We start from the raw sequence: 14,668 nt of genomic DNA, 5'->3' as shown, positions 1-14,668 counted from the left end.
CCCTAACTGAGCAGTCGAAACGGAATTATCGGTATACCTACCGATGCGTATACGTATTTCCCAGTCGGGAGTGACCGTTTAGCGTCGCGGCATCAAGGCGCAACAGCACTGCTAGCTTCCCACCCCCCAATCTCCCTGCAATCCCGCCGCCGAGGCGATCCCCGTGCGGCGCGCGGGCCGTCGTGCGCTCACGAAGCGCGCCGATCCCGAGGGAGATCTTCGAAAGGAGCAGCACAGCCGTGAAACGCAAAGCCTTACTCGCGGCGGTCGTCGGCGTGGCCACGGCCACCACACTGGCGTTACAGACGCCGCCCGCGAACGCCGCCCCTCCGGGAGCCGCACCGCAGCAGCAGACGGCGCGCGTGAGTGACCCCGCCTCGCTCGCCGCACAGGTGGCCGACAAGGCCGTCTCCAGCCAGCTCGACGAGCTCACCCGGGGCGCCGACGAGGCCTACAGCCGCGTGGCGGTCACCCCGGGCGCGGCCGACATGTACTACGTGTCGTACGAGCGCACGTACAAGGGCCTGCCGATGGTCGGCGGCGACGCCGTCGTGGTCACCGACGCGGCGGGGAACGTCAGGGACACGGTCGCGGCGACGGGCCCCACCCCGGGCGACGTGCCGACCCGGGCCACGATCAGCGCCGGCAAGGCCACCGAGGTCGCCAGGACGAAGCTCTCGCGCGTGGACGACACCGCGGCGCCCCGCCTGGTCGTGCTGGCCTGGGGCGAGAAGCCGAGGCTGGCCTGGGACGCCATGGTCAGCGGCATCGCCGACGGCAAGCCGAGCATCCAGCACGTGTTCGTGGACGCGCGTACCGGCGAGATCGCCGACTCGTACGACCTCGTACGCGCCGGCACCGGCAACGGCTACTACTACGGCCAGGTCACCATCGGGACGAGCGGCTCCGGCAGCTCGTACTCGATGACCGACACGTCCAGGCCCGGCATCCAGTGCGGCGGCCAGAACGGCAGCGCCTACACCGGAACCGACGACGCGTGGGGCAACGGCTCGGGCACCAACCTGGAGACCGCCTGCGTGGACGCGCTCTACGGGGTGCAGCGCGAGTGGGACATGCTGCGCGACTGGCTCGGCCGCAACGGCATCAACGGCAGCGGCCGCGGGTTCCCTGTACGGGTCGGGCTCAACGACGTGAACGCCTACTGGAACGGCAGCTACACCAACTTCGGCCACAACCAGGCCAACACCCGGCAGGCGACCCCGATCGACGTCGTGGCGCACGAGTTCGGGCACGCGATCTTCCAGACCACCCCGGGCGGCGCCGGCTCCGGCAACGAGAACGGCGGGATCAACGAGGCCACCGGCGACATCTTCGGCGCCCTGACCGAGGCGTACGCCGCCAACGCCAACGACCCGGCCGACTACCTGGTGGGCGAGGAGGTCGACCTGGTCGGCGACGGGCCGATCCGGAACATGTACAACCCGAGCGCGCTCGGCGACCCGAACTGCTACTCCTCCTCGATCCCGGGCACCGAGGTGCACGCGGCGGCAGGCCCGCTGAACCACTGGTTCTACCTGCTGGCCGAGGGCAACAACCCCGGCGGCGGCAAGCCGTCCAGCCCGATCTGCTCCGGCGGCCCCTCGTCGGTCACCGGCGTCGGCATCCAGAACGCCGGCAAGATCTTCATGGGCGCGCTGGCCCGCAAGACCTCGTCCTGGCGGTACACCAACGTCCGCGCCGCTTCTGTCGCGGCCGCGATCGAGCTGTTCGGCGCCAACAGCGCCCAGTGCAACACCACCAAGGCGGCGTGGAGCGCGATCAGCGTGGCGGCGGCCTCGGGCGAGCCCGCGTGCGGCACCTCGACCAGCGACTTCTCGATCTCGCTCAGCCCGACCTCCGGCAGCGCGGCGCCCGGCGGCCAGGCGACGGCCACGGTCGGCACGCAGACCACCTCCGGCAGCGCCCAGACCGTGAGCCTGAGCGCGTCGGGGCTGCCCAGCGGCACCACGGCGAGCTTCAACCCCTCGTCGGTGACCTCGGGCAACTCCTCCACGCTGACGCTCTCGGTCGGCTCCTCGACGGCTGCGGGCACGTACAACATCACCGTCACGGGGACCGGCTCGACGACGCACACGGCGACGTACGCGCTCACCGTCAGCTCGAACCCGCCGACGCGTGACTTCTCGATGGCGCTCAACCCGACGTCCGGCACGGTGCAGGCGGGCTCGGCGGCCACGTCCACGGTCAGCACGACCACCACGGCGGGCACCGCGCAGACGGTGAACCTGTCGTCGGCCAGCGGCCTGCCGACCGGCGCCACGGCCACGTTCAACCCGGCCTCGGTGACCTCGGGCGGCTCGTCCACGCTGACGATCTCGACCGCGCCCACCACCCCGGCCGGCAGCTACACCATCACGGTGACGGGCACCGGCGTGACGGCCACGCACACGGCGACGTACGCGCTGACCGTCCAGAGCACCACGGGCGGCCGGACGTTCACCAACGACACCAACTATCCGATCACCGACTTCAACAACACCCAGAGCTCGATCACCTCCACCGCGACGGGCACCGCGACCTCACCGGTCCGGATCTCGATCACGATCAGCCACACGTGCGCGGAGGACCTCGACATCTGGGTACGCGGGCCGAGCGGCACCTGGTACGCGGTCGACAGGTACGGCGGCACGACCTGCACGCAGTACGGCACCAGGACGTTCTCCGTCCCGGTGAGCCAGCAGGCGGCGGGCACCTGGGTGCTCGACATCGAGGACGTCTACGCCGGTGACACCGGCTTCATCGACTCCTGGAGCATCACCGTCTAGCTCTCCACGAGCCCCGGCCGGTCGTCCGGCCGGGGCTCCCGCACGTCCGCCCTCGTCCGCACGCCGAGCTTCTGCAGCACCCTGGCCACGTGGGTGTCCACCGTGCGGCGCGACAGGAACAGCACCTCCGCTATCTCCCGGTTCGTCCGGCCGAGCGCGACCAGCCTGGCCACCTCGCTCTCCCGCGGCGACAGCACCCCGCTGCGGCCCCGCCGGCCCCTGCGCCGCGCCCCGGTCGGATCGATCTCGCGCAGCAGGTGGCGGCAGCGGGCCGCGTCGTGGGTGGCGCCGAGTGCCGCGTACCGCTCGCCCGCGTCGGCGACGAGGTCGGCGGCCCGCGCCCGGTCGCCGAGCGCGAAGCGCGCGACCGCCTCGGACTCGGCCGCCCGCGCCGCGCCGTACGGCCGCGGCATCGCCTCATAGGCGCCGCGGGCCAGGGCGTGGTAGCGGGCCGCCTCCTCCGCGTCCTGGGCCAGCGCCCCTCTGGCGGCGTCGAGCCCGGCCTGCGCGGACGGCGCGTTCCTGCCCTCGATCCCCGCCGCGAACTCGGCCACCAGATCCGCCGCCGCGCCGCGCCTGCCCGCCTTGAGCAGCGCGAGGACGGCGGCCGGCACGAGCTGGTCGCCCCACACCCACACGCCCTTGCGCCGGAGCCTGCCCACCGCCAGATCGGCCTCGCGCAGCGCCGACTCCGGCGAGTCGCGGGTCAGGTGCAGCTCCACCAGCCCGCTGGAGGCCGCCGCGGCGACGGGCAGGAAGCCCGAGTCCAGGTCGCGTACGCCGGCCGCCTCCAGGTGCTCGCCGGCCTCGTCCCACTCGCCCCTGGCCAGGGCCAGCATGCCGAGGGTCAGCCGGGCGTCCACCGCCAGCAGCGGCGCCTCGAAGGTCATCTCGACGGCGGCGACGGCCCGCTCGCGCAGCCCCGTCCAGCGGCCGGTCAGCAGGTCGAGCCGGATCGACGACATCTCCACCAGGAACTCCGGGTAGAGCGCGCCGGTCTCCTCGGCGATGCGCCTGCTCCGGTCCGCGAACCGCTCGGCCGCCGCGTAGTGCCCGAGCGCCACCGCGGCGTCGTACAGGTTGGAGTAGCCGCGCGCCACCTGGCGGCGCACGGCCGGGGCCGGGTCGTGGACCGGCAGCTCCCCGACCAGTTCGAAGGCGTCGGGCGCGCCGACCAGCATGGCGAGGGTGACCTTGTTGACCAGCACGGCGGCGGTCAGCTCGGGGTCGCGGTCGTCGAGGAGCTTCTCCGCCTGGACCATCCACTCCTGGTGCATGGAGAGCGGCTCGCCGCCCCACGCGGGCATCGCCAGCAGGGCCAGCCCGCGGGCGGCCAGGTTGGGGCTGTCGTGCAGGTCGGGGAGCGCGGCCAGGATCTCCTGGCGTCCGGCGGCGACCGCGCCCGCCTGGTTGGACAGGAGCACGCCCAGGTTGAGCCGGGCCTGGCCGCGTACCTGCGGGGACAGGAAGTCGTCCGACAGCAGGTGGCGCAGGATGCGTACGACGCGGCGGTGGGACAGGCCGATGGCGGCGACCCTGCTGAGCCTGAGCGCGAGCGGGCCGCGGGCGTCGTGGGGGAGCTTGGGGTCGGCGAGCAGCCCTTCGAGCACCTCGACGGCGAGCGGGATGTCGCCGAGCGCGGCGGCGTGGTCGGCGGCGGCGGCGCCGTGGCGCTGCCAGGCCGCGTAGTCGCCGGCGCGGCGGGCGTGGTGGGCGAGCTGTACGAGGGGCGGCAGGTCGAGTCCGGACAGCGCGGTCATGGCCCGGTGGTGGATCTGGCGGCGCTCGGGGCCGGGGATCGTGTCGTAGACGGCCTGCTGGGCGAGGGTGTGGCGGAAGCCGTACTGGCCGTCCTTGTGCTCGAGCAGCACGCCGGCCTCCAGCGCCTGGCCCAGCCCCGGCTCGGACGGGGTGGGCGCGGAGACGGCGGCGATCAAGGACTCGTCGGCGGGCAGCCCCAGGACGGCGGCGGCGCGTACGACGCGCAGCGCGGCCGGCGACAGGCCCGCGAGCCGTTCGGCCATCGCCTCGCGCAGCAGCAGCGGCACGGCCATGCGGTCGAGCGCGTCCGGCTCGGGTAAGCGGCCCTCGTCGTCGAGCAGCGAGCGCACCACCTCCTCGATCACGAACGGCACTCCCGCGGTGCGTTCGTGCAGCCGGGCGGCGAACTCGGCGGTCGGCGCCGACCGGCCGAGCAGCGCGCCGGTGAGGCTGCGCACCCCCTCGACGTCGAGCGGGGTCAGCGAGATCACCTCGCCGCGCACCCCGGGAGTCCGCCGGTACGCGTGCCCGAACGGCAGCCCGGGCACCGGCAGTTCCTCCCGCCGGAACGTCACCACCAGCGCCAGCCCGTCGGGCGGCTGGTCGGTGAGGAAGCGCAGCAGGTCACGGGTGCCGTCGTCGGCCCAGTGCAGGTCCTCCACGACGAGGACGACGGGACCGGCCGCGGCCAGCAGCGCGTGGACGGCCCGGAACAGCCGGTGCCGCTCGGCCCGCGGATCGTCGAACGCGGGCGGCGAGGGGGCGGGCGGGAGGTGGCCGGCCAGCTCGGGCAGGTGGCCGCGCAGGACGCCGGTGAGCGGGCTCAGCCGGTCGTGGGGAGGGAGCGCGGGGGCGACGTCCCGGAGCGCGTCCAGCACCGGGCCGTACGGGAGCGGCTCGCGGATCTGGTGGCAGTGGCCGAGCAGCACGGTCCGGCCGCCTTCGCTTTCGCGCAGGGGGTCGATGGCCGCCCTGACGAGCCTGGTCTTGCCGATGCCCGCCTCGCCCTGCACCTGGATGACGGAGGGCGGCTCCGTGATGGCGCCGGTGAGCAGCCGCAACTGGGTGTCGCGCCCGACCAATGCGGGAGAAGCCGCGCTTGCCATCGGGGTCTCCGTAACAGTGCAGGTTTACTCCCTTTGTCGGAATCCGTTATCCACTACGTACGACCCGTGGTCAACCCTCCTTCCCGCCGTAGGGGGTTGCCGTCCCTTCGGAGGAGAGGGAGGGGCGAGGCGTCCTCATGGGGTCCGCAGCCCCTCTTCGCGCCGTTGGGTGCTGTCCCTTCGGGGGAGAGGGAGGGGCGAGCGGTCCTCGTGGGGTCCCGCAGCCCTTCTTCGCGCCGTGGGGGTGCTGTCCCTTGGAGAAGGGGGGGAGGCGGAGGTCGCTGTCCTTGGGGGAGGAAGGCGAGCGCCCGCCCCGCGGTGCTTGGTCGTGGATCGCGGGGCGGGCGCTCGTTCGGGGGCCGCGGGCGGGAGCGCGTCCGCCCGCGACGGCGAGAAGGTCAGGAGCTCGTGACGATGGGGAGGGTCAGGAGCAGGTGGCGTTGGTGGGCTGGCCGGCCGGGCCGTTGGCGGTGAAGCCGACGGCCACGGACGCGCCCGGGGCGAGGTTCTTGGCGTGGTCGGGGCCCTTGGCGGTCCACGTGGTGCCCGACTGGGTCACGACCGCGTTCCAGCCGTTGACCAGCGTCACCTCCGACGGGAACGTCCAGGTGGCCCTCCAGTCGCTGATCGTGCCGGTGCCGGTGTTCTTCACCGTCAGCTCGCCCTGGAAGCCGCCCTGCCAGGAGTTCGTCTGCTTGTACGTCACCGTGCACTGCCCGGGAGGGTTGGGCGTGGGCGTCTCGGAGGGCTGCCCGGTGCCGCCGGTCGGCGGGATCAGGTACGGCTGGAGGATGGCCTGCTTGGCCTGGTTGACGGTGGTCCAGTCGTCGTTGAGGATGCCCCCGGTGTCACCGGAGTTCGGGTTCCACGACCAGTAGGTGAACGACATCCCGTTCACCCCGGTCCCCGTGTACTTCAGGAGCTCCTGCAGCCAGATCTTGTCCACGTTCGCGGCCAGGGTGGTGCCGAACTCGCCGATCATGATCGGCGCGATGTTCTGCTTGTACAGGTATCCCCAGTACTTGTCCCAGATGGCCGGCAGGTTGGCCGGGTAGTCGGGGGCGTCGAACCAGGTCTGGTGGTAGACCGAGGTCGCGTAGTCGTGGGGCGAGTAGACCAGGCGGTTGGCCACGTTGAGCCGTACCGGATACTGGCCCGCCTTCGACAGGTTGCCGCCCCACCAGCCGCAGTCCTCGTCGTTGCTGGGATCGCCGTCCCAGACGTTGGACAGGCCGCCGCTCGGGCAGCTCACGCCCTCCACGAAGATCAGCCAGTTGGGGTTGACCGACAGGACCGCGTTGCCGGCCCGCTCGGCGGCCAGGCGCCAGTCGCGTGCCTGGTCGCCGCAGCCCCAGCAGGAGCCGGTCGCGTTGGGGTTGGTGCCCTCGGCGTGCGGCTCGTTGTGCAGGTCGGCGCCGATGACGGTGGGATTGTTCGCGTAGTGCTGGGCCAGCGCCTTCCAGTCGTTGATCCAGGTGCTCTCCGGGGTGGCGGAGACGTACCAGAGCGCGGACTGGCCCGCGGCGGTCGGGCGGTGGCGGTCTAGGATGATCCGCATGCCCTTGCCGCCCGCGTAGGCGATGATCTTGTCCAGGATCTGCAGCGGCGACAGGCCGATCAGGTCGGGGTTGACGTAGTCGTTGATGCCGGTGGCCGTGGCGCCGGACTTGAGCGCGTCGTTGGAGTACGGCACGCGGATGGTGTTGTAGCCCAGCGAGGCCATCTTGTCGATGTGGCCCTTCCAGGGAGTGCTCGACCACAGGCCGTGGAAGGTCCGGTTGTCGGTCTCCATGCCGAACCAGTTGATGCCGGTCAGGCGCACGGTCGCGCCCGTGCTGTCAACGATCTTGTTGCCGCTGGTGTGCAGGTAACCGGTGCCCGTGCCGGCGGCTGCGCCTGCCGGGGCGGCGGTGGTCACCGCGACAGCGACCGCCGCTCCGGCCACCAGCGTGGCCAGGGCGGCCGTCATCGCCTTGGACAAGTGCATGGGGGTGCCTTTCGGAGAGGAAGAACGCGGCGTCATGCTCGGGTGCCGTCTTCGCGCCCGTCAACGCGCCGGGTGTTCTATGGCTGTGACCAGGCGAAATGCTTGAAAGTTTCACGAGAGCCGCCATTCCCGCCGGATGGACTTGACGCCATTGACACATGATCGACACATCCGTAGCGTTGCGTGGGAGCGCTCCCAAAGATTGCGTTGCGGGAGGAACGATGGACCTTCGATTCGGCATCCTCGGACCGGTACGGCTGTGGCGAGACGGCGCGATCGTGCAGCTGGGGACGACGAAACAGCGGCTCCTCCTCGCCCGCCTCCTCCTGGAGCCGAACCGCGCGGTCTCCCACGACCGCCTGTTCAGCGCGCTGTGGGAGGACAATCCACCCAAGTCCGCTCTCGCGAACGTCCGCAGCTACGCGAACCTGCTGCGCAAGGATCTCTGCGACCGCCTGCGGGCCCGGCAGCCCGGCTACCTCCTCACCGTCGAGCCCGGCGAGCTGGACGTCGCCGAGTTCAACGAGCGCGTACGGCAGGGCCGGGCCGCGATGTCGGGCGACCGTCACGAGGAAGCCCTCGGACATCTGACCGCGGCGCTCGCGCTGTGGCGGGGAGCCGCGGCCGAGGACCTGCCCAGGACCGTCGGCGTGGCCGCCCATCTCGACGCGCTGGAGGAGCAGCGCTACCTGGCGATCGAGGAGTGCGCGCGGGCCCGGCTGGCGCTCGGCCGGCACAGCGAGATCATCGGCGGCCTGCGGGAGACGCTGGCACTGCGGCCCACGAGGGAGCGGCTGTGGGAGTACCTGATGGTGGCGCTGTACCGCACCGGGGACGTGGCGGGCGCGCTGCGGGTGTACGCCGAGGCCAGGCAGGCGCTCGACCGGGAGCTCGGCATCGCGCCCGGACCCGAGCTGGCCGAGCTGCATCACCTCATGCTCAACCGGGACCCGCGCCTCAGCGGTCCTGCGCCGGGCTGGCAGCACCGCCGCCTGCGCTGTCAGCGCCGACCTGTCCGCCTTTGCTCCACAGGCTGTGCATAACCTCCTCCGCGTCACCCCTGGTAGCCCTGGGCCTGCAGGGTGAACAGCCGCCGGTAGAGCCCGTCCAGCGTGATCAGCTCTTCGTGCGACCCCTGTTCGGCGACCTGGCCGTCGTCGAGCACCACGAGCACGTCCGCCTCCCGCACGGCCCCCAGCCGGTGCGAGATCAGCAGGCTCGTACGCCCCGCCCGATGCTCGCGCAGCCGGTTGTGGATCTCGGCCTCGGCCTCGGCGTCCAGCCCCGAGCTCGGCTCGTCCAGGATGAGCAGATCGCGTGCGTCGCCCAGCACCGCCCGGGCCAGCGCGAGCCGCTGCCACTGCCCGCCCGACAGCACCATCCCGGCCTCGGCGGCCTCGGGGCCCGGCCCGAAGAACATCCTCGTCAGCAGCGTGTCGTAGCCGCGCGGCAGCGCGCTGACCGCGTCGTGGACCCCGGCCTTCCTGGCCGCGGCCTCGATCCGGCCGGGGGAGGCGGTCAGGCTGTCGCGGCCCGCCACGTCGCCGATCGCGATGTTCTCGGCGGCGGTCACGTCGTACTCCATGTAGTCCTGGAACACCGCGCCGATGCGGCCGCGCAGCTCCGCCGGGTCGAGATCGCGCAGGTCCACGCCGTCCCACAGGATCGTGCCCCGGTCCGGGTCGTAGAAGCGGCACAGCAGCTTGACGATCGTGCTCTTGCCCGCGCCGTTCCTGCCCACGAGCGCGACCGCCGAGCCGTACGGGATCGTGAAGCTGACGCCGCGCAGCGACCAGGGATGTCCGGGCGAGTAGCGGAACCACACGTCGCGGAACTCGATGCCGCGGCGCAGCGCGGGCAGGGGAGCCGGTCGGGGCGGCTGCCGCAGGTCGGGCTCGGCGCCGGTCACGGTCAGGTAGTGGTCGAAGTTCAGGAGTTGCTGGTGGGCCATCGTGACCTCGCTGACCAGCGCGGCGAGCGCCGACTGCACGCCCACGATCGAGGTGGCGAGCAGGGCGATGTCGCCCGCGGTGAGTCGGCCGTCCCGGGCGGCGAGCAGTGCCCAGATCAGGCCGGCCCCGGCGATCACGCCGGACAGCAGGCCCAGCCCGCCCTCGACGCCCAGTTCGTGGCGGTCGAGGCGGCGCCGTTCGGAGTCGGCCGCGGCCCGCTCGGCGTTCATCCTGGACCGGAAGTACCGGCCCGCCCCGAACAGGCGCAGCTCCTTGGCGGCGCGGACGCTGGTCAGGAGTTGCCGGTAGAACAGCTCGCGACGTTCCATCGGACCGATCCGCCACATCATGGACGCCCGCTGGCGCGACAGGCGCAGCTCGGCGGCCAGCGCGGGCAGGGCCGCCACCAGGACCGCGCCCGCCAGCAGCGGGTTGACGACCAGCAGCGCCCCGAGGAACCCGGTCACCGTGACGAGCCCCCGGCAGATGGCCAGCGTCCCGGCGACCACCGCGCTGGGAGTGGCGCCGCCCGAGCTGTGGGCCAGGCTCATCCGGTCCAGGAACGCCGGGTCCTCGAACCTGGCCAGGCCGGTGAAGCGTTCGACGCTTACGAAGAGCCGGTCCTGGGCCAGGCGGGCGGTGCGGCGCTCCAGCTCCCCGCGTACGTACCGGGACAGGTGCGGGAGCGCGGTGGCCGCCAGGCCGGCCGCCGCCAGCGCCACGCCCACCGCCACCAGTGCGGACGCGCCACCCGGGTGGGCGATCGCGTCGAGCGCCGACTTGGTCAGCCAGGCGGCGGCCACGGGGACGGCCGCTTCGAGCAGGGCCAGGAGCGCGTACGCGAGGACGTGCCGGCGGCCTGCCCGCCAGGCCAGGCCGAGCGCGCGGACCAGGGACGCGGGGCTGGCCTTCATGTCGCAGGCGCCCGCCGCCGTCGGCGCGGCGTCCTTCGGCACGGAGGGCTTCGGTGGCGTGGGGTGCGGCGACGCGGGATCCGGTGGCGCCGAGTCAGGTGGCGCGGGGTTCGGTGGGGTGGGGTGCAGTGACGCGGGATCCGGTGGCGAGGGGTTCGGTGGGGTGGGGTTCGGTGGGGTGGCCGGGGGGAGGGCGGGTTTGGGGGTCACGGGTCGCTAGGCCCGGGAGAGCGTGATGACCTGGTCGAGCCGGAGCCCGCTGGCCAGGATCCGGCCGCCGCCGCCCACGAGCGCGAACGCCGGGAACGCCCGCACCTGCAGCGCCGACGCGACCGGCCCGCCGAGGTCCTCGACCACCACGCGGGCGACCGGCTCCAGTTCCTCCCGCAGCGGACCGGCCTCGCCCGTCCGGTCGACGATCACGGCGAGCACCTGCTCGCGGGGGAAGGCCGCGGCCAGGGTGAGGAAGTCCGGCAGCGCCTCGTGGCAGGCGTCGCAGCCGGTGGAGAAGAAGCCCACCACGACCGGCTCGGTGATGAGGTCGCGGGAGACGGCGGATCCGTCGGTGGCCGAAGTGACGTACGGCGGCGCGACCGCGCCCTCGGCGAGGATCGCCCCCTGCCCTTGGCCGGACTGGGTGGCGAGCTGATCTGCATACCGGCGCAGCCGCCGGATCACGCCGAGGGTGAGCGCCAGGTTCACCAGGCACAGGACGCCCACGAGGATGACGAGGGTGACGAGGTAGGGCATGGCCGGCCTCCAGGTCGGGAAATGGGTTGAGGGTCAGGCCAGGCGGCGGAGCACCACTCCCAGCAGGGTGTCCCCGTCGATGAGGCCGCACTGGCGGGAGTCGAAGCTGGCCGACGGGTTGTCGCCGAGCACCACCAGCCGGTCCGGCGCCACCCGGCGGTCCGGCACGGCCGCGCGGACCGAGTCCGGGACGGGGTCGCCGGGGAGCGCCACCGCCCGCTTGACCATCCAGCGCCGCTCGGGCGGCAGGGGTTCGCCGGTGCCCAGCCAGTCGGGCGTCTCGAACACGACGACGTCCCCGGGCGAGATCCGGGCCAGCCCGGTCCGCCTGACGAGGAGCCGGTCGCCCGCGTGGAAGGTCGGCTCCATGCTGAGGCCGGACACCACGACGACGGCGAGCCGGCGGCGCAGGACCAGGAGGGAAGGCAGGAGCCCGGCGACCGCGAGGAGACCGGCCGTCCACGCGAGCATGGTCATCTACGCGGCCGTCAGCAGTTGTAGATCCAGGGACCGCACGACTCGCCGGTGCCGCAGGAGGCACCCCAGGTGCAGCACTTGCGGTACAGGCAGGTGGTGCCCTCGTACCAGCACGGACACGCGGCCTGCGCCGAGTGCTCCGGGACGACCTTGGCCAGCACCCAGTCCGTCAGTTTTCCGATCTTCATGTGAACCGCCTCTCGTCGGGCGTTTTTGGGATCACCGAAGACGTTAGAAACGGCCGTGACAATTCACATACCAGGCAGGTACGTCACAGATACATTCGACTACCGCTCGGGAGCGGGGAACAACCGGCGTACGCCCGCGGCCACCCAGATCGTGCCGATCCCGGCGTACACGGCCAGCAGCGCGACGCTCGGCGAGCCGACGATCACGGACGTGACGATCGCGACCGCGAGCAGCCCCGCCCAGCCGTACAGCACGCGGCGCCCGCGGGCCGAGCCCGTGTGCGTGGCCTCCTGCACCGGGGTGACCAGCGCCATGACCGCCGCCCCCGCCGTGCCGAGCGCGTCCTGGCCGAGCGCGATGCCCAGTGCGAGCACGCCCACCCCGGCGGCCGGCAGCGCGCAGCAGGCGATGGCCACGCGCGCCTCGACCCCCTCGAACAGCAGCTTGGTCGCCTTCGCGCGGGCCAGCCGCAGCACGGTCACCGCCTCGGCCACCCACGCCGCCCAGTGCAGCAACGCGATGAGGACGAACACGGCGATGAGCGGCGGCACCGCGGGCAGCAGGAGGACCATCCGCCAGCCGCCCAGGAACCGGCCGCGCAGGTTCGACAGGATCCGGTAGAGCGGGTTGCGCTCCTTGAGCGCCATGACGAGGAGGTCCCTGGCGGGGTCGAAGCCGGGGTCGAGGCGGAGCACCTCGCGGAAGGCCGCGGCGGCCGTCTTCGCGTCGCCGGCGGCCAGCGCCGCGTGCCCGTACGCCAGGTGCGCGGTTTCGCTCTCCGGATCGAGCCGTACGGCGTTCGCGGCGGCGGCCCTGGCCGGCTCCACCTCCCCGAGCTTGACGTGCGCCATGGCCAGGAGGCTCACCAGGTCCGACTCCTGCGGATCGATGGCCAGCCCCCGGCGGGCCGCCTCGACCACCTGGCGGTACTGGCCCAGCCGCAGGTGGGCGCGGGCCAGCAGCTCCCAGGTGGACGCCGACTCGGGGTTGTGCGCGAGCGACGTCTCGGCGGCGGTGACGGCCAGGTCCGGCCGCTGGATGCGGAGGTAGACCTGGCCGGCCATGTAGTGCGGGTACGACTGGTCGGGCGCCAGCCGTACCGCCTCCTGGGCCGCGGACACGGCCTCGGCGGTCCTGCCCTGCTGGACGAGGGCCAGGCCGAGCAGCGAGAACGCGGTGAAGTGCTCGGGCTGGACCGCGAGCACGCCGCGCAGCTCCCGCTCCGCGTCGGCCGGGCGGCGCATCTGCAGCAGCGTGCCCGCCCGCAGGATCGACTCGCGTGGGTTCACCGCTTGCCCTTGATCCAGGGCATCAGCTCGTCCCACGCGCCGGACTCGTTGGCGTGCAGCACGTAGTTGCGCGCGGTGGCCAGCCACTCGTGCACGGCCGTGGGCCTGGTGTTCTGGGCGACGGCCAGCAGGTCGTTGGTGGTCATCGGGATGGGCCGGCCGGCGCTGAGCGACTGCTGGAGCTTGACCTCCACCGCGCGGTCCACCACGCCCTTCAAGTCCGCGCCGACGAAGTGGTCGGTCACCCGCGCCACCGCGTCGAAGTCCATCTCGGCCAGCGGCTTGTCGCGGCAGAGGAGGCGCAGGATGGCCGCGCGCGCCGACGGGTCGGGCGGCGGCACGAACACGAGCTGGTCGAAGCGACCCGGGCGGCGGAACGCCACGTCGATGTACCAGGGCGCGTTCGTGGCGGCCAGCACCAGGACGCCCTCGTTGGCGTGCTGGTCCACGCCGTCGAGCTCGGCCAGGAACTGGTTGACCAGCTGCCGGGTGTGTGCCTGGCGCATGTCGGAGCGGCGCGCGGCCAGCGCGTCCACCTCGTCGAAGAACAGCACGCACGGGCGGTTGCGGCGGGCCAGGTCGAACGTGGCGCGCAGGTTGCGCTCGCTCGACCCGACGTACATGTCGAGGATGTCGGACAGGCCGACGTTGACGAACGTCGCGCCGAGCTCGCCGGCCGCGGCCCTGGCCAGGTGGGTCTTGCCCGCTCCGGGCGGGCCGTACATCAGGACGCCGCCGCCGGCGCGCTTGCCGTACGCGGCGAACAGCTCGGGCTGCTGGAGCGGCAGCAGCAGCTTCACCCGCAGCGCCTCCTTGACCGCGTCCATCCCGGCCACGTCGGCGAAGGTGACCTTCGACTTCTCCACCTCCGCGCCGGAGGGCGCGTCCGCCGGGGTCGTCGCGTATGGGGGAGGCGCCGCGGGCACGGAGGGGGCGACCGGGGTGGTCAGGCGGGCGGCGAGTTCGGCGTCGGCGACGGACGCGTCGCGGGAGATCGCCTCGTGGTAGCGGTAGGCCGCCCGGCCGAAGTCGCCCTCGCCGAGCAGCGCCCTGGCCGCGAGCACGCCCATCCGCGGCGGGTAGCCGGGGGAGGCCAGGAACGGCTCCAGCGCCGAGAGCGCCGCGCCGTGGGCGCTCTGCCGGACGAACGCCTCCGCCAGCCCCGCCGAGATGTCGGGATCCTTGGGCGCGAGCAGGAGCGCGGCGCGGAACTCGGCCTCGGCGTCGGCCAGGTATCCCTTGGTCAGCAGCTGCTCGGCGAGATGCCGACGGAGCGGGAGGTTGTCCGGAGACAGGCGCGCCGCCTCGCGTAGTGCCTGGAGGCCGGCATCGTCGAGCACGTGCCTGGTCCCTTCTGTCGCAGGATTCGGTCGTACTAAAACTACGCAGATTACCCCCTCGGGAGCCGGGCGAGCGGTAGTCCTGGCTCTACCTCGGGTTCTCGCGACAGCGCCCGT

General features: G+C 72.8%; 10 protein-coding genes. 2 read left to right on the top strand and 8 right to left on the bottom strand.

The annotated features are described in order from the left end of the window. The first annotated feature begins 239 nt into the window (after window positions 1-239). The gene (locus tag ACIBI9_RS23905) at window positions 240-2,786 is read left to right on the top strand and encodes a M4 family metallopeptidase (protein WP_397224373.1); all 2,547 of its coding nucleotides are present in this window, start codon (window positions 240-242) and stop codon (window positions 2,784-2,786) included. Here the strand turns inward: ACIBI9_RS23905 and ACIBI9_RS23900 are convergent. Together ACIBI9_RS23900 and ACIBI9_RS23895 are read right to left on the bottom strand one after the other, a co-directional pair. Then, entirely contained in the window at window positions 2,783-5,653 is a 2,871-nt protein-coding gene (locus ACIBI9_RS23900; protein ID WP_397224372.1) for an ATP-binding protein, read from the bottom strand. The two genes, ACIBI9_RS23905 and ACIBI9_RS23900, sit on opposite strands and share 4 nt — an antisense overlap. 424 nt (window positions 5,654-6,077) lie before the next feature. Continuing rightward, window positions 6,078-7,640: a cellulase family glycosylhydrolase gene (locus ACIBI9_RS23895; RefSeq protein ID WP_397224371.1), complete on the bottom strand. Its 1,563-nt coding sequence runs from the start codon at window positions 7,638-7,640 to the stop codon at window positions 6,078-6,080. A gap of 221 nt (window positions 7,641-7,861) precedes the next feature. On the opposite strand from ACIBI9_RS23895, the gene ACIBI9_RS23890 reads away from it, so the two are divergent. Further along, a complete protein-coding gene (locus ACIBI9_RS23890) occupies window positions 7,862-8,683 on the top strand; it encodes a BTAD domain-containing putative transcriptional regulator (RefSeq protein ID WP_397224370.1) in 822 nt (273 codons plus the stop codon). Window positions 8,684-8,694: 11 nt separating this feature from the next. On the opposite strand, the gene ACIBI9_RS23885 is transcribed toward ACIBI9_RS23890, so the two are convergent. The 6 genes from ACIBI9_RS23885 to ACIBI9_RS23860 form a co-directional block, all read right to left on the bottom strand. After that, window positions 8,695-10,548 (bottom strand): ABC transporter ATP-binding protein, encoded by a 1,854-nt coding sequence (locus tag ACIBI9_RS23885; RefSeq protein ID WP_397224369.1) that lies wholly within the window; start codon window positions 10,546-10,548, stop codon window positions 8,695-8,697. Window positions 10,549-10,722: 174 nt separating this feature from the next. Beyond that, window positions 10,723-11,256, bottom strand: a complete 534-nt coding sequence (locus tag ACIBI9_RS23880) for a TlpA family protein disulfide reductase (protein ID WP_397224368.1) — start codon at window positions 11,254-11,256, stop codon at window positions 10,723-10,725. 33 nt (window positions 11,257-11,289) lie between these two features. Then, window positions 11,290-11,733: a S26 family signal peptidase gene (locus ACIBI9_RS23875; RefSeq protein WP_397224367.1), complete on the bottom strand. Its 444-nt coding sequence runs from the start codon at window positions 11,731-11,733 to the stop codon at window positions 11,290-11,292. 11 nt (window positions 11,734-11,744) lie between these two features. After that, window positions 11,745-11,921 (bottom strand): hypothetical protein, encoded by a 177-nt coding sequence (locus ACIBI9_RS23870; protein WP_364833224.1) that lies wholly within the window; start codon window positions 11,919-11,921, stop codon window positions 11,745-11,747. Window positions 11,922-12,020: 99 nt separating this feature from the next. Beyond that, window positions 12,021-13,211, bottom strand: a complete 1,191-nt coding sequence (locus tag ACIBI9_RS23865; protein ID WP_397224366.1) for a tetratricopeptide repeat protein — start codon at window positions 13,209-13,211, stop codon at window positions 12,021-12,023. After that, window positions 13,208-14,551, bottom strand: coding sequence for an AAA family ATPase (locus tag ACIBI9_RS23860; RefSeq protein WP_397224365.1), 1,344 nt, complete (start codon window positions 14,549-14,551; stop codon window positions 13,208-13,210). Before ACIBI9_RS23860 ends, ACIBI9_RS23865 begins: the two co-directional genes overlap by 4 nt. Between the last annotated feature and the right edge of the window lie 117 nt (window positions 14,552-14,668).

It is taken from the genome of Nonomuraea sp. NPDC050451, assembly GCF_044458585.1.
Note: the sequence above shows the minus strand (reverse complement) of the source record. Positions and strands in the feature narration are given on the sequence as shown.